This window comes from Chitinophaga fulva (genome assembly GCF_012927205.1).
Taxonomy (GTDB): Bacteria; Bacteroidota; Bacteroidia; order Chitinophagales; family Chitinophagaceae; genus Chitinophaga; species Chitinophaga fulva.
This window is the reverse complement of the sequence record NZ_JABBGC010000001.1, coordinates 910859-936042: the sequence shown is the minus strand read 5'-3', so window position 1 is coordinate 936042 and position 25184 is coordinate 910859. Positions and strand designations below refer to the sequence as shown.

The following is a 25184-nucleotide window of genomic DNA, read 5'->3' as shown; positions in this document are numbered from 1 at the left end:
ACATGCGTAATATAACCACCCTCAATGATGTTCACCAGCAGTTTGCCGAGTATTTCGAAGTACCGGTACTGAAGCCGTATGCTTACCTGTTGTCTAAAAAACTCAGTGAGGGACATATCTGCCTCGACCTCGACGCCATCAGCGAAGAACAGGAAAACCTGCCCGGGTTCTACCAAATCCAGGAAAATGGAGCTGCTCCGCTGACGACCGTCCCGCTGGTAGGAAAAAATGGCAACGATTCCCAGCCTTTCGTGCTCTTTCAAAACAGACTGTACCTCCAACGGTACTACCGCTACGAAACCAGTTTCCTGCAACATATCAATGACTTCCTGGCAGCCGAAAAAGAGCTGCTGCCTGAAAGAATTGCGCTACTGGAGCAACAACAGGAACTGATACGATTGCTGTTTCCTGCTGGCAGCAACCTTCGCGATGGCGATGATCCGGCCGACTGGCAGCTGGCGGCGGCCATCACCGGCGTATTGAATAATTTCACCATCATCACCGGCGGTCCCGGTACAGGTAAAACCACCACCGTGGCTAAACTGCTGGCGATACTATACGCTACGGACCCGGCCCTTAAAGTGGCGCTGGCCGCACCTACTGGTAAAGCCGCAGCCAGAATGGCGGAAAGTCTGCGTAACACGACCATTCCGGTAGATCCGGCTATTGCGGGAAAATTTCAGGACCTGAGCCCGTCGACTATCCACCGGCTGCTCAAATCCATCAAAAACAGCCCGTATTTCCGGTACAACAAAAAAAATCCGCTCACCTATGATGTAGTCATCATCGATGAGTGCTCTATGATAGATGTGGCCCTCTTCGCCAAACTGCTGGATGCTATCCATCCGCAGACACGCCTCATCCTGCTGGGCGATAAAGACCAGCTGGCCTCCGTAGAGGCGGGAAGCCTGTTCGGAGACCTGTGCCAGGCACAGGAAAAACTGAACATGTTCTCCGGTGACAGGCTACAGCTGATCAACCGGTTCATCTCCGACGATCAGCGCAAGATACCGGCAGCGCAGGCACAAACGAATTACCGGCACCCGCTGTTTGAGCATCTCGTGGAACTGCGCCGCAGCCACCGCTTTACCGGTCATACCGGTATCGGTAAATTCAGTAAGGCACTGATCCGGAATGATCAGCCGGCTATCCGCAGCTTCTTTGCCGCCGGCGCCGATGACCAGGTGGTCATCGATCAATCCGGCAATGTGGCGCTGTTTGAAAAATTCATCGCGGGGTATGAATCATTCATCCGTGAACCGGATACCCGTACCGCCCTCCGCAAACTCAACGATCAGCGTGTGCTCGTTGCTGTAAGGGAAGGGGCACAGGGCCTCTACGCCATCAACCGCGACATCGAACGATATCTCCATGACCACGGGAAAATCAGGATTACGGCGGAGTTCTACGAAAACCGCCCCATCATCCTCACCCGCAACTATTATGAACACGGGTTGTTCAATGGTGATACCGGCATCATCCGCCCCGACGAAAACGGCGTGCTGATGGCCTGGTTTGAAGACAGTAACGGTGAACTAAAAGGCGTATTGCCCGGTTATCTGACCCTTGCGGAAACAGCTTTTGCGATGACCATCCATAAAAGCCAGGGATCAGAATTCGGACAGGTACTGGTAGTGCTCCCCGATGCGGCCGATGTGCCCATCCTGACAAGGGAACTGCTATATACCGCGGTAAGCCGCGCACGGACCAAAGTATACGTGCAGGGCTCCGCAGAAGTCATCCTCGCTGCCGCAGAACGTTTTGTGGCCAGGGCCTCCGGCATTGCCGCCCGCTTCCTGGCACAGGCCGGGGATGTCAAAACAGGAAATTAAACATGGCTATATATCTAAAGGTTTCGAACTCGCTCAATAGTCTCGCTGCCGGCCTTTCAGACGATCTGAAAGCCGCAGGCAACGGCGTGTTCCAGCCTCATTATATCATCACCCAGACGGAAGGGATGAACAACTGGCTGAAACTGCAACTGGCCTATAAAATGGGCATTGCAGCCAACTGCCGGTTCATGAAGCCCAACGATCTGCTTTTTCATCTGTACCTGTTGCTGGGAGGCCCCTTTACGCAGGTGCTCTCCCCACAGAACCTCAGCTGGCTGCTGTTTAAGCTGATGGGAGAACCCGAATTTGCAGAGAAGTACCCCGAAGTGGCCACGTATTTTAATGAGGGAGAAGGAGAGAGCGAATTGAAACGCATGGGGCTGGCTGAAAAAGTGGCCGACTTATTCGACCAGTACCAGGTATACCGTCCTGAGATGATCAAGGACTGGAGCCTGGCCAATCCTGCGCTGCTGAAAGATGATGAATGGCAAGCCTGGCTCTGGGCAAAGGTGAAAGCCGTTTCCGGCAGCGCCCTCCCGGATAAAACACTGGTGGGCAACTATATCCTCGAAACGCTTTTCTATAAAGGGCCGCATACAGGACTCTCCACCAAAATGCCGGCGGTGCATCTCTTTGGCCTGTCCATCATTACAGCCTACCACATCAAGATCCTCCATGAACTATCATCTTATATAGATATTCATTTTCACATCATCAATCCTGCACCAGTGGTGTATTGGTTTGATGATAAAAGCGAAAAACAGCTGGCCCGCTGGCGACAGAAAGGGCTGGAAGAACAAAAGTCCAGCGATCCGCGCAATGTAGGCAACGCGCTGCTCACCGGCTGGGGCCGTGTGATACAGAACACTTTTGGCCTGTTTTTCCAGTATGATGCTTTTATCAACGCCTTTGAGGAAATAGGCATCGAAGAACCGATACCGGATTCACTGCTGCATAAAGTGCAGCACGATATCTTCTCTGCAGCCACAGACCACCGTCATCTGCTCAGCCTCGAAGATGTACAGGACGGCTCCATTACCATCAACTCCTGCTATACGATTGCCCGGGAAGTGGAAGTACTTTACAACTATCTCGTTCACCTCGTAGACCAGCGGCAGGAATACCTTTCGCCCCGTGATATTGTGGTCATGGTGAGCGATATCGATGCTTACGCTCCCTACATCAAGGCCGTATTCAATAACGCACCGTACAAGTTCCGCTACACGATTGCGGATGAAAGTTATACCGATAACGATAACCTCTTCAACGCCCTCTACGCACTGCTTACGATCAATGAAGACAACTTCACGGCGGAAGCGGTGATGCAGCTGCTGGACTTCTCCTATATCCGTAACCGTTTTGGGCTAAACGATCCGGTACATCTCAGAAGCATCGTAGAAGCGGCCAATATCCGTTTCGGGATAGAAGGCAAAAAGTCAGAAGAAACCCATTTCGTCAGCTGGCGTTACGGCATACAACGTATCATGTACGGTATCTGTATGAGCGGGGAAGAAGAGTATGGCTACGGCGACGACAGCTTTTTCCCACTGGATGTACAGGAAGGCAGCGATGCCCACGAAACCATCCGCTTCTGTCACTTTGCAGAAGTACTGATGGCGGCCATCGAAGAGCGGAAGAAACTCCGAAGCATCTCTGACTGGGTGAAATATACCGAACAGGTGGTCCATAGCCTGGTTTTTGAACAACAGGAAGAAGTAGATGAAGACTATAACACCCTTATCAAACAACTGACTGACTACCACTCCCTGAATGACTACATGCAGGAACCGGTAGCCTTTGAGGTGTTCAGCCATAGCCTGCTACAAGCCCTGACGGGCACTACCCGCGCCGGTCTGTTCGTCAACGGCGGCATTACCTTCTGTTCGTTGATCCCTATGCGTAGTATCCCGTTCAAAGTGGTGGCGCTTATGGGACTGAACTTCGACAAGTTCCCCCGCCGGGAGATCAAGTCGAGCTTCAACCTGATGGAAAAACAATGGCAGCGCGGAGATCGTAACGTGAAAGAAAACGATAAACACCTGTTCCTCGAAACAGTATTATCTGCACAGCAATATCTTTACGTCAGCTATGTAGGCCGTAATGCCAAAGACAATACGCCCTTGCCACCCTCTGCACTGGTAGATGAGCTGGTGGATTATATTATCTCCGGCGTAAAAGACGGCGCAGAAAAAGTACGGGACCTGTTGATTACACAGCAGCCCCTGCAAGGCTTCAGCCGTAAATACAGCATGGGCAACGATCGCCTGTACAGTTACCTGAACAGCCACCAAGACGCAGGAAAGGCGGTCATCAACCAACAGAAAAAAATTGATCCTGTCACCTTTGAAGAAATAAACCTCGATGAGCTGGTCAGCTTCTTCAAGAACCCGTTCAAAGCTTATTACAACAAGGTATTAGGTATCTATTATAACGATGAACAAATCCTGCTTAGCGACACGGAACTGTTCAGCCTCGATAATCTCCAGCAATGGAGCATTAAAAATCAGTTGTTGCCGGTAACGGAAGCGGATAAACGTATGCTACAGAAAAAGCTGGTTAAAAAAGGGCAACTGCCGCTCAACAACATGGCGTTTGTGGCTATACAGCAGGTAGAAGAGCGGGTACACCCCGTGCGTACGCTGTATGAAAACGCCACACAGGGCAGCACCGAGCAGAAAGCCTCTTTTGAAACAGATATCGATGGTACGCTCCTGAAAGGCAATATCAACAATATCTACAACGACCAGTTATTACAAATATCCTGGTCAAAGAATGAGACAAAATACATGGTAGAAGCCTACGTGCGTTACCTCGCCGGTATTGCATCGGGCACAGTGCAGGGGATGCAGTATATCTCCGGCGCTAAAAAGGAAGCCATTTTCCATGCATCAAGATTCTCAAAAGAAATGGCGTATAGCCGTTTGAGAGAGTTGATGAAAATATATAAATCAGGATTTGGGAAGATCGTTCCTTTCTATCCTGATTTCGGCACCGTGCCTAAAGATCTTCCGGATCTTGACAGCAAAGCATTTGATGAACTGGTGGAGAAAAAACTGAATAATTATCAGTTCCCTTGTAACGATAATTATATCCTCCAGGAATATGAAAAAGGATTTTTCAGTGATGAAACTGTACTGGCTGATTACAAAAGACTGTGTGAACAGCTGATTGTACCACTGGCTGAAATTTTCCCTGATTATTATGTGTAAACGATGACGGAGAACAGATATCAACATTTCGTAGCGACTGAAGTACCACTGGAAGGGAGTAACCTGATAGAAGCCAGTGCCGGCACGGGGAAGACATATTCCATCGCGGTGTTGGTGCTGCGCCTCATCCTGGAGAAAAAGCTATCGGTGAAAGACATCCTGATGGTGACGTTTACCAAAGCCGCGGTAGCCGAGCTGGAAGACCGTATCCGGATCTTCATCCGTAAAGCTTATACCGTAAGCTTCGGCAACCCCGTGGATGACGACACCATCGTTCACCTGGTGTTGCAGGCTGTAGACCAATGGGGCGCCATTGAAGTCAATCACCGTTTGCGTGATGCCGTACTGCTGCTCGACGAAACTTCTGTGCTCACTATCCACAGCTTCTGCCAGCAAACGCTGAATGAATTTGCATTTGAGACAGATCAGCTGTTCGGCGCAGAAATGGTTCCCGACACCACGCCCATCATCGAAAACGAACTGAATAAATTCTGGCGCACACATGTTACCACCCTGCATCCTGTGATCCTCCAGATGCTGTGGCGGGAAAGCATGCGCGCCGATATTCAAAAAATACTACAGGAACATCTCAGTGGAAAAAAATACCTGGGATATCAGCCATGGGAGCGTTATTACATCACCGCTTCCCAACAACAAAGCTGGTTGGAAGAACTGGACAACATCCGTCAACAACAAACAGCTGCTGAAACATCCCTGCATGAATACATTCTTCAAAACAGGGAAGATCTTATCATAGCCTGTAATACAAAGGCCAACGCCAAAAAAGATATACTGCCCAAGATTGATAATCCTGCTGAATTTGCCGGGATTATCAATAAAAGACGATCATCAGGTTATATCAAAGAACTTTTTCCCGAGATACTGGAGCTGATAGATGCACAGGAGGCTTTCGGGGAGATGATCAGCACACATATCGATACCATTCGCCGCCAATTGAACTGCCTGGCGATACAGGAAGTCGCCGAAGGCGTAAAGGCCTATAAGCAGCACAGTAACATGCTGAACTACGATGACCTGATCAGTCACCTGAACCTCGCTTTAGTTCAAAAGGATAACCCCGGCCTGATAGCCTCGCTGCAAAACAAATACAAAGCTGTGTTCGTGGATGAGTTCCAGGACACCGACCGCCAGCAGTATGAAATCTTCAACCGGGCCTTCGGCGAAAACACCATCCTGTTCTACATCGGCGATCCTAAGCAGAGTATTTATGCCTGGCGCAAAGCAGATATCTTCACGTACTTCGATGCCCGCAACAGCGTACGGCATCTCTACGACATGAACCACAACTACCGTTCATCGGAAAACCTGATTGCGGCCATGAATACATTCTTCAAGCCCACGCCGAATTTTGATACGTTTGAATTCGCCGGCGAGAAAGACAGTATTCAATATATCGACGTGATGGCCCCCGAAGAAAGCGGCAAGGGTTTTCTGTATTACAACGAAGGGAAAGAAGTACCCATCACTATCTTCAACTGCAAAAATAAAGACACCATCGCCGGCGCAGTGGCTGCACAAGTAGCTCAACTGCTGCTTGACCCGGCCTATAAAATCATTAAAGACAAAACGCAGGAAATCACCCCGTCAGATATCGGCATCCTGGTGCGCACTGGTAAGGAAGGCAGGGACATCAAACAAAAGCTGGCCCAGTTAGGTATTCCGGCAGTGACCATCGATGACACCAAAGTCCTGAATACCGCTGAAGCACTCGATGTATTGTACCTGCTGGAAGCCATGGAGACGCCGGAACGCTCTACCATCAACCGGGCACTGTTATCCCCTTTCACCGGCTTCAGTGTACAGGATATCCTGAACCTCGACGACGAAATAGCGCTTACCCGCTTCGGCCACTATCATAACCTCTGGCAGGAAAACGGTGCCTACACCGCACTGATGACGTTCATCGCCGACTTTGGCGTACGCGGCGTACTGCTTGGCGATCACTCCAAAAACGGCGAACGCGCCATTACCAACCTCTATCAACTGGCTGAGCTGGTGCATCAGGTACAGAACCGCAAGAACCTCTCCATGCGCGATCTGATCTCCTGGCTGAAACGCGGCATCGACGGCATGCCGGTGGAAGGGGATGAGTATACCCAACGCGTAGAAAGTGATGAAGAAGCGGTGAATATCGTTACCATCCACAAAAGTAAAGGACTCGATTATCGCATTGTACTGGCGCCTTACCTGGATTTCAGGAATGCAGACAGCGATTTCCTCAGCTTCCGTGATCCGGATACCGGGGATTACATCAATGCTGAAGCCAAAAGGGTTTCGCCCGAACAAAAGGCGGCCCAGCAAAGGCAACAAGTACAGGAGGACCGACGGCTGATTTATGTTGCCATTACCCGCGCCGTGTATAAGTGTTATCTGTTCAACAACACCAGCAATAATAAGTCCTCGTTCACCAAGTTTATGGACGCATTCCGGCATTATCCACCGGACCCGGCGCTCATAGAAACAAAAGACAGCCTGCCACAGGAACCTGAACAACGGTACCGCAAAAGCAAGCTGGCAACCAACCGTAACGCCGGCAACGCGCCGGTATCTTTCTTCCTCCGGGAGGAAAACTGGCGCAAGATGAGTTACACCATGCTGGCCGCCAAACCGGAGCAGAAGCCCCGTATCCGCAGTGCCCAACAGGAAAACGAATATGACAACTTTATATTCAACACGCTGCGCAAAGGCGCCAAAACAGGGAACCTGCTGCACTTCATCTTCGAGAACGTGAATTTCTCCGATGACAGTCAATGGGAATATTGGGTCAATGAAGCCATCGCCCGTTTTGTACCGGGGCAGGAGGAGGTCTACCAGCCGATGTTACAGGAGCTGTTGCAACACGTGATGCACACCCAGATCAAAGTAGGCAAAACCGGCTTCCAGCTGGCATCCGTCGGCAGGAACAAACGCCTCGCCGAACTGGAATTTGACTTCCCGGTGCCGCTGTTCCGTGCCAATATGCTGAATACATTGTCCGACAACGAATTAACGGTAACGGTTAAACGTTTTTCTGAAGACAGGAACCAGGAGCTGGAAGGCATTATGAACGGGAAGATTGACCTGTTCTTTGAGCATCACCACCGGTATTATATTCTCGACTGGAAGTCCAACTACCTGGGCGGCCATGTGGAAGATTATGCACCGGCAGCGTTGGCAGCAGCCATGAACGACAACAACTACCACCTGCAATACCTGATCTATACCGTGGCAGTGAAAAAATACCTCGAAAGCAGGTTACCCGATTTCGACTACCACAAGCACTTTGGCGGCGTGATCTACTGCTTCGTACGTGGTATCCGTAACAATGGCAACTACGGCATCTTTACCGCCCGCCCTGACCTTGACACCATCACTTTCATAGAAGACATGCTGACAGCCAAAAGCCACCGGTATTAAAGCAGCTTGAGGTCTTGGGTAATTCTGTCAATTTCTGTGTTCAGGTTAGGACCGATAGCGCAACAGGTTTTAGTAGGCACCCCACCAAATTCTGTCAGCCCCGAATCGGTGATCAGCGTGGCATTCAGCCCATCTTCCACCGCCTGCTGATAAACGCGGACCAGCTCTTCCTCAGAATCCACCGACAGACAAATCTTGGTAAACCCTTTGGTGAACCACTCCTGCACTTCTTCCGGATTACGGATATTGGTCTGTAAAATATTCCCTTCAATACTCGCTTCGCGGGTCAAAAAAGCAATAGAGGCATGGGCTCCCTGCGCAATCATTTTCCCTTTTCGCATATTCAGATCTTTGCGCATGACGATGACCTGTTTGACAATTCTAGACGGCATAATTTGTAATAATTATTTAAATTACTGTAAATGTAATCCATATGCCCATACGATCCCTATTGCTACTATTGTTGTTATTCCCTGTTGCTGTAATGTCACAATCCCAAACGTCCCTGTTGCAGAAAGCATGGGTGGGGCCAGAACTGGCGTATGTGTCGTTTGATTCTACCCGCTGTGTATTCGATTTTTTTGGTCGATTTCCCATCGACATGACTTACAGGATAAATGGGGATACTTTACTCCTACAATCAAATGGGCTTCATCTCAATTTTAGAGGCATAGGCAATCCTCAGTTTCGGATTAAGCGACTAACATCGGATAGCCTGGTGCTGGTTCCAGCTGATCCCGGCGCCGTCAAAATGGTTAGAGGTCAACCGGCACTTTATTATGTAAGCCAGGCAATAACTGCCACAGATACTATCCGCTTCGACAGCTTGTATTTTAAATCTTCCCTTTGCTATGGAGAATGCCCCGCCATGGAATATCAAATCAGTAAAAACAGGCAATTAAAATTTATAGGAGGCTCACATGCTGTTAAAGAGGGGCATTATACGGACGTTTTATCTGATAGTACCTATAAACGTTTGCAGTATTTACTTAGTATTTCAGCGCTGGACAAACTAAAAGCCTGGGAGCAGCGGATATCCGATGTTCCAAGATATACTGTGGCCGTATGGTACAACAATAAACGGCAGGTTATTTACAACTATAGACTTCCTTTGGTAATGAATCAGCTATTCAAGTATTTATTGACCCTGCCGGCCAATGTGCCTTTGCAGAAAAGTGGGCATCCTTTCGTATTAGTAAATCCTGATACTTTAACAAGAAAATAGAGCGGAAGACGGGACTCGAACCCGCTACCTACAGCTTGGGAAGCTGTCGCTCTACCAGGTGAGCTACTTCCGCAGGTATCTAAAGTTAAAGAAAATACGGATACATCGGGCTGATCCAAAGTAAAAGAACAGATCAAACATATAAATATGTATTGACGCGCAAAAATTCTTTTGAATTCAAGTCACATTCGCAGCACTTCAGGTGTCTTCTTGTTAAACAATTAATATTTAAAAGAGACACACTATGGCACTACGTATTCCAAAAGCAACGCTCCCTGTTGAACTCAGGGAAAATATGATCGCACAGATTGGTGCTGTGCCCGAGCCTGTTGAAGTAGCATGGCACAACCCCCTGGTGGCCGAAGCCAGCCTGGACTTCGGACATAAAGTGGGTGAATGGAAAACAGTTGACGAACGCCTCAAGACATTTGCACATATGGCCGTTGCAGCGCAGATTGGCTGCAGCTGGTGCCTTGACATCAATTATTTTATGGCGCAGAACAAGCAGCTGGACCCTGTTAAGGCCAGCCAGGTGCCTCGTTGGCGGGAATCGGACGTATTTGACCCGCTGGAACGGGAAGTGCTTGAATATGCCGAAGCCGCCAACCACCGTCACTGACGAGCTGGCAGCAAGCCTGCTGCAACAGCTTGGACCCACAGCACTGGTGGAGCTCACCGCACTCATTGGCTTTGCTAATTACGCTTCCAGGGTCAATACAGCACATGGCATCAAATCACAGGGTTACGCTGATTCCTGCGATATTCCACTGGCTCAACGTATCGGGAAAACCAGCCTAATATCCAAGTTATGACAAACCAGGACCCCTTCATCTTACATCGAAGCCTGTTATTCACAATAGCATATGAGATGCTAGGCTCTGCTACCGATGCAGAAGATGTAGTACAGGAAACCTGGTTGCGTTGGTCGGGTGTTGATCAATTGCAGGTACAGGATGCGCGGGCTTATCTCGTCCGCATCGTCACACGACTCGCACTTAATCACATGCGAACCTTATCACGCCGCCGCGAGGAATATGTTGGCGAGTGGCTGCCGGAACCGCTGCTGACAAGCGCTGATATAGGTGGTGACCTTGAACTCACACAACGCATTTCGATCGCCATGCTGATCATACTGGAAACACTTGGGCCGACAGAACGGGCCGTGTTCGTGCTCCACGATGTTTTCGGTATGCCGCATGGTGAGATTGCTGAAGTAATCGGGAAGTCCGCTGCCGCAGTGAGGCAGATTGCACGACGGGCACGGCAGCATGTGGCTGCCCGGCAGTTGCGGGAACAGGTGAGCCGGTCGGAACAGCAGGCCGTGGTAGAGCGCTTCCTCATCGCATTGCAAACCGGACAGCTACAGCAACTGATGGAAGTATTGGCGCCAGACGTGGTCCTGACCGCAGATGGAGGCGGACTTGTGCCCGCCGCCCGGGTTCCGGTCCACGGGGCTGCTTTGGTGGCCAATTTACTGATACGCCCTGATCGGCAGATAACAGCAAGTGCCGTGTGGCTCAATGGCCAACCGGGAGGACTTATCCAAGTCGACGGCGCAACCGCCGCAGTAGGCTTTGTAGTGGAGGATGGAAGAATTACGCAGATCTATGCGATCGCCAACCCGGAGAAACTGACACGATTGGATAAACCGGTTGAGCTGACAAGGTCAATCAACTAATATCAAAAAGGTTGGCCCAAAAGTGAGGTCTCACATTTGGGCCAACTCCTTAGCACTTATACAGCATACTACGTCAACAGCAACGGCTCTGTAGAGAAATTACGATACACTTTACCACGGCCATAGCCATCGGGGTTCACACAGGAAGGTTTCTTGCGGTTACGGAAAAACACCTGTCTCCCGAGGTAGATTGCGCGCTGAAGCAGGAAGTTATTAAGCAGGACAGGGGAGGTGACGCGGTGAAAGAGGCGGTTGTCTGCCGCCAGTAAAGTGTCCTCGTCCTGAAGGGTTAGTTGCAGGTAGGCAGTCCCGTTCTCCTTATACAACCGGATATCATTATCCCGGATTTGGTAGGTGCCTGCATATCTCCTTTTAGGGTGAATGTCTTCCTGGGTACTTTCGTAGTGAAGCAGGTCACGGTCTACAAAGAAGCGTTCAAAGGTGAAATCATTTTGCAGGCAGATCACTTCCGATGTTTGTTCACAGTAATTCCCGACCAACAGGTCTTTGATCTTCGATGTGGTGAACCCGGATGCGATGCGCAGGGTGTCATCATGCCGGATGGCTTGCAGATAGGCAGGGTCGCGGATAATCACTTTTTTCTTTCCCAGCGCCAATAGCCGGCTTTTGAAGTCCTGGTCTTCGTAGCCATAGTCCATTACCCGCTCATCATAACCGTGTAGTTTGCGGAAGTCTTCTTTTTTCAGACAGATACGTCCCTGTACATCCCACCACTTTTTCCCCGGGCCGATGCCCGCAGGGGAGAGGAAGGCAGCCGGTTCTTCATTGAAAGAACGGTTTACATATGCCGTAAAGCCTGTCCCGGTGTAGTTATCGGCGTCTATGCTACAGAGGATATCACCGGATGCCAGGCGGAAAGCCATGTTTTTAGCATGGCTCATATGGAAGTATGCTGGTTCCGGATTGTGATAATACACGAGCAGGCCGGATTCGATATATGGACTGAGTGTTTGTTGTGCCCATTCATGGAGATCATCAGTAGATCCATAATTGAGCAATACAAATTCCAGCGGGCGGTATCCTGCATTATCCTGCATGTTTCGCAGCAGGGTTTCCTTCAGGTGCATGGTACGGTTCATACACACCGTACAGCAGGATATTTTATGTTGCAACATGTTCTTTAATGGATGAAGAGTATGAGATCATAACATTCCCGCAGGCCGATTAGTTGAGGGGCTTGCAAAAATGTGAAGTTATCATTAACTTCCAGAAAGGTTCCACGACATACCTCTCTGCTGCTTTAGCTTTGCAGCCTTTATATGATTTCTTTTCAACCATTTAATAAACATCCTATGAAGCTACACGCTTATCACCTTCCGCTGGCGCTGTCCCTCTGTCTGGCAGCTTGCAGCAAAAACATGGTGGAGCAGGCCGCACCCGCCAATACCGCTCCACAGCAGCAAACCGCTAATGCAGGTACCCTTGCCGCCAGTACTGTCACCTTTACCGACGAGAGCAGCTTCGTCAACAGCCTGTCGTCTTACGGATTTAAAACACCTGATCAGCTGGACCTCAACCGGGCAGCCTCTACCAGCGGCTATAATACGGTGTATGGGTTTAACATTCCGGCGGCCAACCAGGTAACCGGTTTCAAATGGAACAGTGGCGACGAACAAACGCAGGAATGGCGTCCGCAGGGCATTACCGGCTTTTCCTGGGGTGCCAAAAAATTCCTGCTCGTAACATGGTATGGCGTAGATCCCGGTACCATTGCCGGCATTAACAACCAGCATAAAGGCGTCCGCATTTCACTGGTAGATATCACCAATATGGCTAACATTACCTATCGCCATATTCTGCTGGTACAAAATTCCGCCAACATGTCCAATTCAGCGCTGTACAAGGCTTCCAACCCTTATACGCAGCTGGACGCATTTTGTCCGGTTACCATCCATGCAGGTGGTGTGGCTTACTATGCCGGCAAAATCTATGTTGCCGATACCAACCTTGGCATCCGGGTTTTCGATCTGAATACCTTCGTGCCTGCCGCTGGCGATGCCACCGAAACGCGCATTGGCAAAGAATCCAATGGCGATCTCAAAGCGTTTAACTATGCTTATATATTACCACAGACAGGCTACTACAAAATCACGAACGCCAAACCGTTTTCCTGTATAGAACTGGGCGAAGGTGCTACCCCTGCAGACAAATACCTCTGGACGTCACAATATATTACCTCTTCCGAAACCGCCACACCACAGGCTTTCGGCTTCCCTGTCAATACAGCCGGACAGGTGAGCACCTCCACACAACCCACTGTGATAGTACCTAAGGATAATGACAGTGGCTATGTTCACGGCATACAAGGAGTTTTCCGTGCAGGCAGCAAAACGTTCATGACCATCACTGGCACCAGTTCTTATCTGGGATCTACTGCCCGTTTGGTACGCTACAATGACGGCACCACCGCCGGCACCCGCTACCGCTGGCCTCATGGCGCAGAAGATCTTTTCCGTGATAGTGCTACCGGATACCTGTGGAACCTCACAGAATATGAAACAGCAAAATACGGCCAGGACAACAGGGTAGTATTTGCCGTGAGACTGTCTGATTATGATTGATTGATTAAATAACAGATCATAAAAAAGCATATCGTTAAAGCGATATGCTTTTTTGTTTAACTGGTTTTGTTTCTTCAGACATACTTTCGTATATTAGATTACTGTACTTAACTGCGCCTATAACCCAACAAATCTCAAATAACCTGGTTTCACGTGTTAACCATGCCACTCATTTTTTCTAACCACTCAAAAATCCAAAAAACATGAAAAAGAAAAAACCTGTATTGAACACAAAACTGTTCCTCAACAAACTCACCATTACTGAATTAACTGTAGAAGAACAAACGAAACTGGCTGGTGGTGTTACTGCATTACCTCGTTGCGGCACCACTGAAACACGTCGCCCGACCGATTGTACCGCTACTCCAGGCCACACCTGCTGCTAATACACGGTAGTATTTAATTTCAAAAGTATATCCCGGTTCCGGGAGGTGGTTTGTTTTGTCTTAACTCATCCATCTTCCGGACAGGGATACTTGTGCCCGGTACTCCGCATTTTATTTGAAAGCACGCTATTTTTCCGGCAGGCAGGATGGATTAGCCCCCGCCAGCGGAGAGATGTTTTTAACGGCCGTGATAGGAGAGTAGGGTAAACAATCAATGGGAACTATCAGGACACCTCGAGAGTATCAATGACCTAAATGTCTCTGTGCTGTCCTGATACATCCATTTCCCTGCTCGTTTTTCCAGATATCCTGGAATCGTCTTAAATACCGTATCACTGGTGAAGGTAAAACCACCTTCGTTGATACCGAAAGAATTCAGTTCCGTCCAGTGTTTTCCGCAAAGTGTATAAATATGGCAAGTGTTAAGGTTACTATAATCCGGCAGGTCCGGCACCAACGCCACCTCATCTTTTCCATCAGCATTATTGTCTCCAAGATTAATCAGGCAGTAGGTCCCCATTGCAGAACTTAAAAGTATTGTATCTCCGCTTTTTGAAGATAACGCTATCGTCAGTGCTATTTCTTTATCGAAATAATATTTCACAATCGAATCATATTCTTCCCTTTCCGGATCAGGGACACTGTCCACCGGACTACCATCGCCCATCAGCCGCAGCTGCTGTATAAGTGTGTCAGCCTTTCCATCTCCGTCAAAATCGCCTGTTAGTGAGACTTGTTTTGCTTCTTTGAAATGAGTAACCAGCGGTGCTTCAAACCGAACATAACGCATGGTACATGCTGTAGCCAGCAACAAGATAAGAATTATAGGAAGGCGCATATCAGTCGGTATCAAGGATAATTATTAACAGTTCTTCTTTTTATAAACGCTTATACACAATTATTAAAATATAATTATAAGCAATAAAAACTGTTTATTTGCATAACTCATATGCAAACACCAGACTCCGGACAATATATAACCCAGCTAGAACAACACTACCAACAATACTTTGGCGTTGAGGGGAGAAAGACAATACTTGATAAAGGCCCCAGGGAGAAACTTCATCCTGACTTCTACATACTTGAAATCCCTCCCAATAAGCGTCACGGCGTCTTTATTTATTGCACCGTTGGTATGTCAGCCGACAGAACGGATGATAACCTGATCGAGTTATTCGCATTATCTCCCAAATCGGATCATAAACTGGTGGAGCTGTTAACTTACTGTGCCTCTTACCACAGGACCGGTCGCCCTTTAAACATCCACCATACTGTTAATATAGGCCAACCGTGGCTGGACAGCTCCGTTTGCGATCACGCCTTCATATCATTACCTTATCTCGATGACAATAATCTGCAGCTTTTTAACTTCGGAGGACATGAAACTCATTGTTACTGGCTTATTCCAATAACAAAAGCAGAAAGAGATTACAAAGTTGAAAATGGTTGTGAGGCGTTGGAACAATTATTTGAGGAGAAAGGGCTGGATTATATAAATCCGGAGCGGACATGTGTGGTTACCGGGGAATAGGACTAGATGGGGTACTTACACATTTCCTGGTTAACGAATATATCGTATAAAAAGTTAATTAAAATCTAATGAAACTCACTTGGGAGATATCTACAAAGGACATTAGTGCAATAAGGAATGTCTATTTAAAACAGAAAGCACATCCTGTATTTACAAGACGTCTTAATGAGAATATTCTTTGTAAACAAATTACCCTCACAAAGGAGAGTTTATGGACAAATATTTTTACCTGTTTGCTGACTACTCAACAGCGATCAAGTGAGGATAGTAAAATATATCTGTTCTTAAAAGATGGCTTTCAACCGCTTAAAATATCAAGCTTAAAAAAAGTTAATAATATTGAAAAGCATATACGGAAACAGCTTAAAGGCTTTGGAGGAATTAGACGCAATATAAAAATCCCTAAAGAAGCACACTCTATTTATCACCATTTAAACGAAACTAATTGGGATCTTCTTAAAACTATAAAAAAATATTGTAAAGAACATAGAGGAGATGCTATAAGAGAGAGGGAATTAGCAAATATTATAGTAAATACCCCAGAGTTTAAAGGTCTTGGACCAAAGCAATCTAGAAATCTAATACAAATGATAGGTTATTCTCAGTTTGAAATACCGATTGATTCTAGAATTACTGATTGGCTAAATAAAAATATAGATCTCCCGTTCATACTTAATTCAAAGGGACTTGCTGACAACGAATTTTACGGTTTCGTAAATGACGCCATTATCTTACTTTGTAAAGAGGCAAAAATCAAACCTTGTATGTTTGATGCAGCTGTATTCTCACTTAAAGAAAAGAACTCTAACTAGAGTGAATACAAAAAAACAAAATTTTATAGTTAATACTTAGCTCTTATCGAAAACTTGTTGGCAAAACAAACAAAAGGTCCACATTGCTGCAGACCTTTTGTTTTCGCTCCCCCTGCTGGACTTGAACCAGCGACCCTCTGATTAACACTCAGATGCTCTAACCAACTGAGCTAAGGAGGAAGATTATTCCAGGCCGAAAATGTAATAATTGTATTTACAATTCAAATAAAATTTATCAGCCGCCGACTGAAATCCCTTCATCTTTCCAAATGTGCAGGAGATGGTTTACAAGGAAGTCAAAGTATTTATTTGAGCCCAGGTTGGTGGAAACATTGGATTGACCAATCCAGAAGGGCTCCTGCAAATTTGATTTGTCCAACAGGTAAAACGTTTCCAGTTGATTGGTGAACTCCTTCCGGCTATAGCGGTTGGGAGCAAGGGCAGGGCCTAAAAGTACCAGGGAGATCACTCTTGGCAGCGGCTTATTCGGATTCTCCGTCACCGACTTATCTTCCACTTCTTTTGGCACCACCACCAATACCGCATCATGCGGAAACATGGCTGAAGCCTTGGCTATATTCTCATCGGTGCAGTTTTCCAACGTTCCAAGATGTACGACGGAAGTCTGAAATGATTTGTTACGAAACTCCTTATCCAGCGCATATTTCATGTCCTGCCCGATCTTGCGGGTGGACATTGGTCCGGCTGAGATAATCAGCAAGCTGCCGATTTTACGGGTGGTGGAGTTCTGTCTGATTTCATTCAGGACAAAATCATGGCCCTGGGCCACGGTCGGGATTACAGGGACTAATAGCCAAAGTATCAGTAACAGGCGTTTCATAAATTATAGGAAAATATCGGAAAGATACATTTTTTGTATTGTCCCGAAAGGCCTGCCATAGCAAACTTCCTGTTTCCTGTAAATATTTAACGCACCCAGCGCGCATTGTCTATTGAAAAACGCAGCTGTACTGCAGCCAGTTCGCTCCATCAGATCTGTTGATCACGGCATGTTATCGTCATTCAATATCAGAACGAAATTCAAAGCAAATTTATGCATGGAAAATTTCGTACGACCGTTCTGTTTATAAGAAATAGTTTTGCTTTTCCTGCGCAGAATTTTGTATATTCATTATAAGTACTGTATGACTTTTAAGCCCGGTTAACACCATTATTTTTCAGAAAATCACTTGCAGCAAAGCCCTATTAATCCAGCTAACACTAAAACCGTCATCTTCCAATCTATACCACCATTACATTCCTCATGTTACATTTTCTTAACCCAAATTTGTAAACTCATGAAACCATTAGCCTATTATTTCATATCGCTATTAATGATCTTATTGTTAGCCTGTCAGAAAAAAGACAACGCACCTGCTCTGCGGAACGTATCAGATAATATCATTTCAAAACTACAGGCAGCAGGCTTCCATACCAGCGAAGGCCTGCAGAAATATAAAGACGGTTACCTTGTAGAATACGATATCTTCCTTACAGAAGAACAAATCAATGAACTGGCAGACCATCCTGTAAACCCCAAAGTGAAAGTAGAACATTACAAGAGCAGCAATATTGTTCCCGGACCGCTCAGGACAATCTATGTGTACATAGATCCCACCTTCGATACCTATATGCAGAACGCCCTGGACAAGGCACTGGAGAGATACAATGCGCTCAACCTCAGCATAAGGCTGATCCGCACCCCAGACACCAGAGCTGAAATAAACATACTGGCCTTCTACGAAGCAAGCAATGTACTTGGCTATAGTGCCGGTTTCCCCTCAGGCGGCAACCCTGCAAGCCCTATTAAATTAAATACCTATTACTACAACGGCACCTCCCAGCGCGCAGATGCCATCACTACCATAGCGCATGAGATAGGACATGCAATAGGCTTCCGCCATACCGACTACATGAACCGGGCCTTCAGCTGCGGCATCGGCGGCAATGAAGGCACGGCAGGCGTTGGAGCAGAATACATCCCCGGCACACCAAGCGGCCCTTCCGCCAACTCCTGGATGCTGGCCTGCTCCAACAATACCGACCGACCTTTCACTGCTGAAGACAAAGTAGCGCTTACGACGGTATATCCAGGACCACCTGCATGGGTGCGCCTGAAAAACAGATGGACCAATGCCTACCTCTACGACGACAACGGCATAGTAAGATACAGCAGCACCGCTCCCGACGACCGCTATAAATGGAACCTGGAGAAAATAAATGGATTTACACGTATCAGAAATGTGTCGTCTGGGAAGTATATGAACATTGAACACGGTTATAGCTATGTGGAATGCATACTACTGCCCATCTCTTACGCGAGTGCCTATTGGGCATTTGAATACACCGATGGCTATACCCGGCTGAGAAACCAATGGAAAGGCGGCTACATTAATCTGGAGAGTCAAAACGGCACGGCCCAGAACACAGATGTACCGGCTCATTTTTTAAGCAGCCAGTGGATAGTGGCACAGTAACTCCTCGCCATTAAATGGTGGATGAAAAGATGACGTTGTGATAAAACGCTTTCTGCTTCGTTGACGGAAAGCGTTTTATTTTTACCGCTGTTGATATATTTGACCCCCTAAAATCCCATCCATTGATGGCGCGTAGCAATAAGCATAGCTCATCGCATGAGCTGTACAACTAAGTTTCAGAGAGAAAGGTGAAAGTGGAAAACGAAAAACAAAGAAAATAGTGCCGATACAACGATAACGCTTATAAAGCCGCCTTTAAGGAAAATAAAAAAGGCAACCATTGCTGATTGCCTTTTTTATTTCGCTCCCCCTGCTGGACTTGAACCAGCGACCCTCTGATTAACAGTCAGATGCTCTAACCAACTGAGCTAAGGAGGAGTGTTTCCTGTATCGTTTGTGCGATTTGGGATTGCAAAAATAGGTAAAATTTCATTTTTGCAAAATCTTATTGCCACTTTTTTTAAAAATTTTTCTAAAAAGTTTAAAAATCAGCTACCACAAAGGATTTCAGGGAGACACTTTTTTAACCCTGACCAGCATTTTTTCTCCGAGGGCGCTATCACGTGTGGCTTTCCGCACAAAAGGCATGTCCAGTTTACTGATATAAAAATGAGGAAACTGGCGGAGCAACGTATAGTCATACCCTTGTTGCCGCAAACTAATCAATCCTTCCGGCGTGGTGAAGACGACACCGGCTGCGGCGGTATCAGTACGGGGCACCGGGGCATTCAGGTAGTATTCAAAAGAATAGGAATTGTTCTGATACAGCATGACCGGCGTGCCGGGAATAGTGGCATTGGCATAACGTGCTGCCTCGCTGCCGCTCTGGTACTGCATCATATCGGGATACAGGATAGTATTGATGTAAAGGTTCAACAGGATGCTCATGGCGACAGTCCGGTAAAACACGGCCTCTTTGGTGCTTTTGTCGAGCCAGTAATGCAGCAGCATATATAACACGATGAGGGCCGCAATGGGGATCAACCAGGCGTAACCCATAGCCGGCTTGTACAACAGGTCCAGCACTACGCCGGCTATCGCCAGCAGGATGATGATGGTATACTGTGTGGTACGGAAAAAACGAAGCCCTTTAGCGGTTTGCAGTGACAGGATATAGTGTGCTGTGAGGATCGCAAAAAAAGGAAAAACGATGTTGAGGTAATGTGGCAACTGGAAACGTGACAATGAGAACAGCACAAAAGTAGCGAGCGCGCCACAGATGCAATAGGACTCCGGCTGCTGCTTCCATTTGCGGAAAAACATGATCACGGCGGCGTACAACATCACCGGCCAGGGCAGAAAAGCCCATAGCAACGTGTGAAAGAAGAAGAAAGGATCTCCTGCGCCTTTGATAGGCCCTGTGTTCATAAAACGCCCAAACTGGCTGTCCCAGAAAAAGAAACGCAGTCCGGATACACCGGTATGGCCGAAGACGACCTTCTCCGGATGCAGGTCAAACTGTTGATTGAGGGCGTATAATTCCGGCATGATGAACAATGCGATGAACGCCAGCGCCACCAACCATTGCCAGCTAAAGATCAGTTTCCATTGACGGGTAAACAACAAATGTCCGCCGATGGCAGCGCCTATAGGCACCAGGGCGAAGATGCCTTTGGTCATGATAGCGCAGGCGGTGAACAACGCGCCCAGCAGCAGGTGATACCGCCACGGACGCATAACGCTCTGATAAAAATGATATACGGCCGCAATGATAAGTCCCGTGAGATAAGGCTCTGCCCGCACGTCGTTATTAGAGATAACAAGATGTTCTGCCGTAAGCAGGATGCAGGCAGCCCAACGGGCGGTGGTATTACCATAAAGGGAAAGTGCAAAACGGTACGTATACCAGGCCCCCATCAACAGGAAAAGGATAGCCGGCAGTTTATACGACCACGTATGAAAGCCGAACAACTGAAAACTCAATGCGGCCATCCAGAAAGGGAAATGAGGCTTGTCCAGCCACTCGTGGCCGTCGGCATAGAGGTTCAGGTAGTCATGTTTCAGCACCATGGTTTTGGCGATGCCGGCATAGAGTGCGCCGTCGGGCTCCAGAATAGGCACCTGAAGGGCGCTGAACTGTAATAAAGTCAGCAGGGAAATGATAAAAACCCAGATCTGCTTCTCTGAAAAGGCAAACGGGCGGACAGTTGCAGGTAACGGTAACATGAGCAAAAGTTACGTTCATCCGTTGACGGATAAAAACCTGCGGGGGGTAATTAACAAAAAGATAAACCGGCTGTTACCACAGCCAGCCACCGCTCTTTTCCATCCCTACGTAAGGCCCGTCTTCCCGTTGTTCTATGGGGTAGGTTTTGAGGAAATATCCCTCTCCGCTGCAGTTGTGCCCATTTTTCATGCTGAACTTATAACGGTGTATCGGGCATGCCACATTACCGGCCGCATCGATGAAACCATCGGACATGATGCCGCCGGCATGCGGGCATTTATGAGCAAAAGCGTACAGCTGCCCCTGGTGCAGGGCAACACTGATCATCTTTCCGTTCACTTCCTGTGCACGGATCGCATTGTCGGCAAGTGGCAAATATCCTTCGTCCAGTTTATGCCAGGTGTACTTTTTGGCCATTAATAGAAAAATTCTGTTTTGTAGGGATAACGTTCTTTGTAAAGTTGGGCTACCTTGTCCATAATGGTTTTACGCAGCTCTTCCACATTGCGCCTTTCCAGGGCAGCAATGAAAACGGTGTTGCCGTTGGTTTTCGTGTCCCAGTTCTGTTTGAGCGACTGAAGGATATCTTTTTTGATATCTTCTTCCAGCCATTTATCAAAGGTGTTGGCTTCGTACAGGTCCATCTTGTTAAAGACCATGATGGTAGGCTTGTCAAAAGCCTTCAGTTCCTGCAGCGTACGGTTCACCACTTCTATCTGCTCTTCATATTGCGGATGGGAGATATCTACCACATGTAACAGGATATCGCTCTCGCGGACCTCATCCAGCGTGGATTTGAAGCTCTCTACCAGATGGTGGGGCAGCTTGCGGATAAACCCTACCGTATCGCTGAGCAGGAAAGGCGTTTGTTCAAACACCACCTTACGGGTCGTGGTATCAAGGGTGGCAAACAGCTTGTTTTCCGCGAACACCTCACTTTTGCTGAGCATGTTCATGATAGTGCTCTTGCCCACGTTGGTATAACCGACCAGGGCTACACGGATAAACTCGCCACGTTCCTTACGCTGGGTAAGGGACTGCTTGTCTATTTCAGCCAGCCGCTTACGCAACAACGCGATCTTGTCTTTCACGATACGACGGTCCGTTTCTATCTCCGTTTCACCGGGCCCTCTGCTACCGATACCACCGCCCTGACGTTCAAGGTGGCTCCACATACCACGCAAACGGGGCAGGATGTACTGGTACTGCGCCAGCTCCACCTGCACTTTGGCCTGTGCTGTACGGGCGCGGCGGGCAAAGATGTCAAGGATAAGGTCGCTGCGGTCAATCGTTTTTACCTTCAGTACCTTCTCTATATTGGCGATCTGGGAACCTGTCAGCTCATCATCGAAGATGACCAGCGACACATCCCTGCTGGCGATATATTGTTGAATCTCTTCCAGTTTACCTTTACCCACAAAGGTAGCCCTGTCCGGATGGGACAGTTTCTGAGTAAAGCGTTTTAAAGTGGTGGCACCGGCTGTTTCCGCCAGGAACACCAGCTCGTCCAGGAACTCCTGTACCTGCCGGTCCGTCTGGTCTTTAGTGATGACCCCTACAATAACGGCTTTCTCTTCTTTTTGGACGACTTGTTTTTTTTCTATCAAAGTGCTTAAAAATTTGCTGCAAAAATACTTGTTTTTAATCAGTTGATACTGCCGATAGATTGTTTTTTCTCTTATATGAAGATGACCGGATATTATCCTGTTCATCAGAAAAACGTCCCAAACCAGCAGAATCAGCAGGTAGTTTCCTACATTTAGGTGATCCAAAACATCTTGCAGATCATGTATAAACCATTTTTACTGACAGGACTATTAATTTCAACTATGGCGACAGCCCAGGACAAAATGACGCCCGAATTGCTATGGCAACTCGGTAGAGTCAGCGGAGAGGCTATCAGCACCGACGGGAAGACCGTTATCTTCAGCGTGTCACAGCCCAGCCTGGCCGACAACAAGAGTGAAAGAAACCTCTATGCCATCCCGCTGACAGGCGGCGCACCCAGACAATTGACCCAGACACCCGGCGGAGAAGGCGATGTGGCCGTATTCCCCGGCGGCAAAATTGGCTACTCCCTCAAAGGCCAATGGTGGGAAATGAATGCTGACGGCTCCAACGCCGTACAGAAAACTAACGGGACCGGTGAAATGCAAAACATCAAAATTTCCCCCGATGGCAAACACATTATGTTTACCAAAGAGGTGAAAGTGAAAAAAATTTCCGGTGTGGACCACTACGCCGACCTCCCGAAATCTAACGTACAGATTTACGATAACCTGAACTACCGTCACTGGGACACCTGGGAAGATGGTAACTTCTCCCACGTATTTTATGCTACCTATAACAATGGGGAGATAGGTACTCCGGTAGATATTATGGCAGACGAACCACACGACTGCCCCCAGATGCCTCATGGCGGAGCCGAAGACCTCATCTGGAGCCCCGATGGCCAAAGCATCCTGTATGTGTGCAAGAAAAAATATGGTAAAGACTACGCCATCAGCACCAATACAGATATCTACGAGTACAACCTCACTACCAGGGCCACCCGCAACCTCTCCGAAGGCATGATGGGCTATGACATGGCCCCCGCCTTCAGTCAGGATGGTAAATACCTCACCTGGCTCAGCATGGCCCATGATGGTTTTGAAGCAGACAAAAATGATGTCATCCTCCTGAACCGCACTACCGGCGCCAAAACCAACCTCACTCAAAACTGGGATGGCACCGCCTCCGCGGTACGCTTCAGCAACGATGGCAAAAAAGTCTTTTTCCTCGCCGTCATCAAAGGCACAGAACAACTGCTGGAAATAGCCCTGCAAAAAGATCCGGCACAAACAACGGACAAGCATATACGCCAAATCACCGCCGGGGATTTCGATGTCAACGGCATGGTGGCACAGTCCGGCAACACCATGGTGGTGTCCCGCACAGACATGAACCACGCAGCAGAGCTATTTACCGTAGACCTCCAGAAAGGTACCCTGCAACAGCTCACCAACATCAACAAAGGCACCTACGATAAAATAGGCGCATGCAAAGTGGAAAAACGCTGGGTAAAAACCACCGACGGCAAAGAGATGCTGGCATGGGTGATCTTCCCGCCGGACTTCGATCCTGCTAAAAAATACCCGACCCTGTTGTATTGCCAGGGCGGCCCGCAGTCGGCCCTTTCCCAGTTCTACTCCTTCCGCTGGAACTTCCAGCTGATCGCTTCACAGGGTTATATCGTGGTAGCGCCCAACAGAAGGGGGATGCCAGGCCACGGTGTGGAATGGAACGCCTCTATCAGCAAAGACTGGGGCGGACAACCGATCCGCGACTACCTGAGCGCCATCGATGATGTGAGCAAGGAAAGTTATGTGGACAAAAAACGCCTCGGCGCTATCGGCGCCAGCTACGGCGGCTACTCCGTATACATGCTGGCAGGCGTACACGAAAACCGCTTCAAAACCTTCATCGCCCACGATGGCCTGTTTGACCTGAAAAGCTGGTACGGTACTACCGAAGAGCTGTGGTTCGCCAACTGGGACATCGGCGCTTACTGGGACCCCGCCAATGCAAAAACATACAAGGATTTCAACCCCAGCGAACATGCCAACAAATGGAACACGCCTATCCTGATCATCCAGGGTGGTATCGACTTCCGCGTGCCCATTGAGCAGGGCCTGCAAGCCTTCCAGCTCGCACAGCTGAAAGGCATCAAAAGCAAACTGCTGTATTTCCCGGAAGAAAACCACTGGGTGCTGAAACCCCAGAACGCCATCGTATGGCAACGTGAATTCTTCAACTGGCTGAAAGAAACACTTTAATCATCATACCGGCATTGCAGCACCAACTGCAATGCCGGCTTTAAACCCTCCCC

At 48.1% G+C, this 25184-nt stretch carries 20 protein-coding genes and 3 tRNA genes; 13 read left to right on the top strand and 10 right to left on the bottom strand.

Going from position 1 to position 25184, the window contains the following annotated elements; genetic code table 11:
• Positions 1 to 2: 2 nt before the first annotated feature.
• Genes recD through recB form a run of 3 tightly spaced genes read left to right on the top strand, consistent with a single transcriptional unit; the run spans position 3 to position 8458 of the window.
• Positions 3 to 1832, top strand: coding sequence for an exodeoxyribonuclease V subunit alpha (recD, locus tag HHL17_RS04030; RefSeq protein WP_206155907.1), 1830 nt, complete (start codon positions 3 to 5; stop codon positions 1830 to 1832).
• Between the two features lie 2 nt (positions 1833 to 1834).
• Positions 1835 to 5041: an exodeoxyribonuclease V subunit gamma gene (gene recC / locus HHL17_RS04025; RefSeq protein ID WP_169223493.1), complete on the top strand. Its 3207-nt coding sequence runs from the start codon at positions 1835 to 1837 to the stop codon at positions 5039 to 5041.
• A gap of 3 nt (positions 5042 to 5044) precedes the next feature.
• Positions 5045 to 8458, top strand: a complete 3414-nt coding sequence (gene recB, locus HHL17_RS04020) for an exodeoxyribonuclease V subunit beta (RefSeq protein WP_169223492.1) — start codon at positions 5045 to 5047, stop codon at positions 8456 to 8458.
• Here the strand turns inward: recB and pth2 are convergent.
• Positions 8455 to 8850, bottom strand: a complete 396-nt coding sequence (gene pth2, locus HHL17_RS04015; RefSeq protein ID WP_169223491.1) for an aminoacyl-tRNA hydrolase — start codon at positions 8848 to 8850, stop codon at positions 8455 to 8457. The genes recB and pth2 overlap by 4 nt on opposite strands.
• A gap of 116 nt (positions 8851 to 8966) precedes the next feature.
• On the opposite strand from pth2, the gene HHL17_RS04010 reads away from it, so the two are divergent.
• Positions 8967 to 9683: a DUF6438 domain-containing protein gene (locus tag HHL17_RS04010; RefSeq protein WP_169223490.1), complete on the top strand. Its 717-nt coding sequence runs from the start codon at positions 8967 to 8969 to the stop codon at positions 9681 to 9683.
• Here HHL17_RS04010 and HHL17_RS04005 read toward each other — a convergent pair.
• Positions 9684 to 9756: transfer RNA gene (locus HHL17_RS04005), tRNA-Gly, on the bottom strand.
• A 171-nt stretch (positions 9757 to 9927) separates the two neighbouring features.
• Here HHL17_RS04005 and HHL17_RS04000 point away from each other — a divergent pair.
• Genes HHL17_RS04000 through sigJ form a run of 3 tightly spaced genes read left to right on the top strand, consistent with a single transcriptional unit; the run spans position 9928 to position 11361 of the window.
• Positions 9928 to 10302 (top strand): carboxymuconolactone decarboxylase family protein, encoded by a 375-nt coding sequence (locus HHL17_RS04000; protein ID WP_206155906.1) that lies wholly within the window; start codon positions 9928 to 9930, stop codon positions 10300 to 10302.
• The gene (locus HHL17_RS33345) at positions 10274 to 10495 is read left to right on the top strand and encodes a carboxymuconolactone decarboxylase family protein (RefSeq protein ID WP_206155905.1); all 222 of its coding nucleotides are present in this window, start codon (positions 10274 to 10276) and stop codon (positions 10493 to 10495) included. The genes HHL17_RS04000 and HHL17_RS33345 overlap by 29 nt, the downstream gene beginning before the upstream one ends.
• Positions 10492 to 11361: an RNA polymerase sigma factor SigJ gene (sigJ, locus tag HHL17_RS03995; RefSeq protein WP_169223489.1), complete on the top strand. Its 870-nt coding sequence runs from the start codon at positions 10492 to 10494 to the stop codon at positions 11359 to 11361. Before HHL17_RS33345 ends, sigJ begins: the two co-directional genes overlap by 4 nt.
• A 68-nt stretch (positions 11362 to 11429) precedes the next feature.
• Here the strand turns inward: sigJ and HHL17_RS03990 are convergent, their stop codons facing one another.
• Entirely contained in the window at positions 11430 to 12497 is a 1068-nt protein-coding gene (locus tag HHL17_RS03990) for a glycosyltransferase family A protein (RefSeq protein ID WP_169223488.1), read from the bottom strand.
• A gap of 177 nt (positions 12498 to 12674) precedes the next feature.
• On the opposite strand from HHL17_RS03990, the gene HHL17_RS03985 reads away from it, so the two are divergent.
• Both HHL17_RS03985 and HHL17_RS03980 read left to right on the top strand, forming a co-directional pair.
• The gene (locus HHL17_RS03985) at positions 12675 to 13943 is read left to right on the top strand and encodes a hypothetical protein (protein ID WP_169223487.1); all 1269 of its coding nucleotides are present in this window, start codon (positions 12675 to 12677) and stop codon (positions 13941 to 13943) included.
• 203 nt (positions 13944 to 14146) lie between these two features.
• Positions 14147 to 14329, top strand: a complete 183-nt coding sequence (locus HHL17_RS03980; protein WP_169223486.1) for a class I lanthipeptide — start codon at positions 14147 to 14149, stop codon at positions 14327 to 14329.
• 211 nt (positions 14330 to 14540) lie between these two features.
• On the opposite strand, the gene HHL17_RS03975 is transcribed toward HHL17_RS03980, so the two are convergent.
• Positions 14541 to 15182, bottom strand: a complete 642-nt coding sequence (locus HHL17_RS03975) for a hypothetical protein (RefSeq protein WP_169223485.1) — start codon at positions 15180 to 15182, stop codon at positions 14541 to 14543.
• Between the two features lie 96 nt (positions 15183 to 15278).
• On the opposite strand from HHL17_RS03975, the gene HHL17_RS03970 reads away from it, so the two are divergent.
• Both HHL17_RS03970 and HHL17_RS03965 read left to right on the top strand, forming a co-directional pair.
• The gene (locus tag HHL17_RS03970; RefSeq protein WP_169223484.1) at positions 15279 to 15860 is read left to right on the top strand and encodes a suppressor of fused domain protein; all 582 of its coding nucleotides are present in this window, start codon (positions 15279 to 15281) and stop codon (positions 15858 to 15860) included.
• A gap of 68 nt (positions 15861 to 15928) precedes the next feature.
• Positions 15929 to 16672 (top strand): hypothetical protein, encoded by a 744-nt coding sequence (locus tag HHL17_RS03965; protein ID WP_169223483.1) that lies wholly within the window; start codon positions 15929 to 15931, stop codon positions 16670 to 16672.
• Positions 16673 to 16778: 106 nt separating this feature from the next.
• On the opposite strand, the gene HHL17_RS03960 is transcribed toward HHL17_RS03965, so the two are convergent.
• Both HHL17_RS03960 and HHL17_RS03955 read right to left on the bottom strand, forming a co-directional pair.
• Positions 16779 to 16852 (bottom strand) — tRNA-Asn (locus HHL17_RS03960).
• A 55-nt stretch (positions 16853 to 16907) separates the two neighbouring features.
• Positions 16908 to 17513 (bottom strand): hypothetical protein, encoded by a 606-nt coding sequence (locus tag HHL17_RS03955; protein WP_169223482.1) that lies wholly within the window; start codon positions 17511 to 17513, stop codon positions 16908 to 16910.
• Between the two features lie 493 nt (positions 17514 to 18006).
• On the opposite strand from HHL17_RS03955, the gene HHL17_RS03950 reads away from it, so the two are divergent.
• A complete protein-coding gene (locus tag HHL17_RS03950) occupies positions 18007 to 19149 on the top strand; it encodes a M57 family metalloprotease (RefSeq protein WP_169223481.1) in 1143 nt (380 codons plus the stop codon).
• Between the two features lie 304 nt (positions 19150 to 19453).
• On the opposite strand, the gene HHL17_RS03945 is transcribed toward HHL17_RS03950, so the two are convergent.
• The 4 genes from HHL17_RS03945 to hflX form a co-directional block, all read right to left on the bottom strand.
• Positions 19454 to 19527 (bottom strand) — tRNA-Asn (locus HHL17_RS03945).
• Between the two features lie 129 nt (positions 19528 to 19656).
• On the bottom strand, positions 19657 to 21315 hold the full coding sequence (locus HHL17_RS03940; RefSeq protein ID WP_169223480.1) for an ArnT family glycosyltransferase: 1659 nt from the start codon (positions 21313 to 21315) through the stop codon (positions 19657 to 19659).
• 73 nt (positions 21316 to 21388) lie between these two features.
• Positions 21389 to 21733, bottom strand: a complete 345-nt coding sequence (locus HHL17_RS03935) for a Rieske (2Fe-2S) protein (RefSeq protein ID WP_169223479.1) — start codon at positions 21731 to 21733, stop codon at positions 21389 to 21391.
• On the bottom strand, positions 21733 to 22923 hold the full coding sequence (gene hflX, locus HHL17_RS03930) for a GTPase HflX (RefSeq protein ID WP_206155903.1): 1191 nt from the start codon (positions 22921 to 22923) through the stop codon (positions 21733 to 21735). Before hflX ends, HHL17_RS03935 begins: the two co-directional genes overlap by 1 nt.
• 222 nt (positions 22924 to 23145) lie before the next feature.
• Between hflX and HHL17_RS03925 the strand changes: the two genes are divergently transcribed.
• Positions 23146 to 25131: a S9 family peptidase gene (locus tag HHL17_RS03925; RefSeq protein ID WP_240975080.1), complete on the top strand. Its 1986-nt coding sequence runs from the start codon at positions 23146 to 23148 to the stop codon at positions 25129 to 25131.
• Positions 25132 to 25184: the final 53 nt, after the last annotated feature.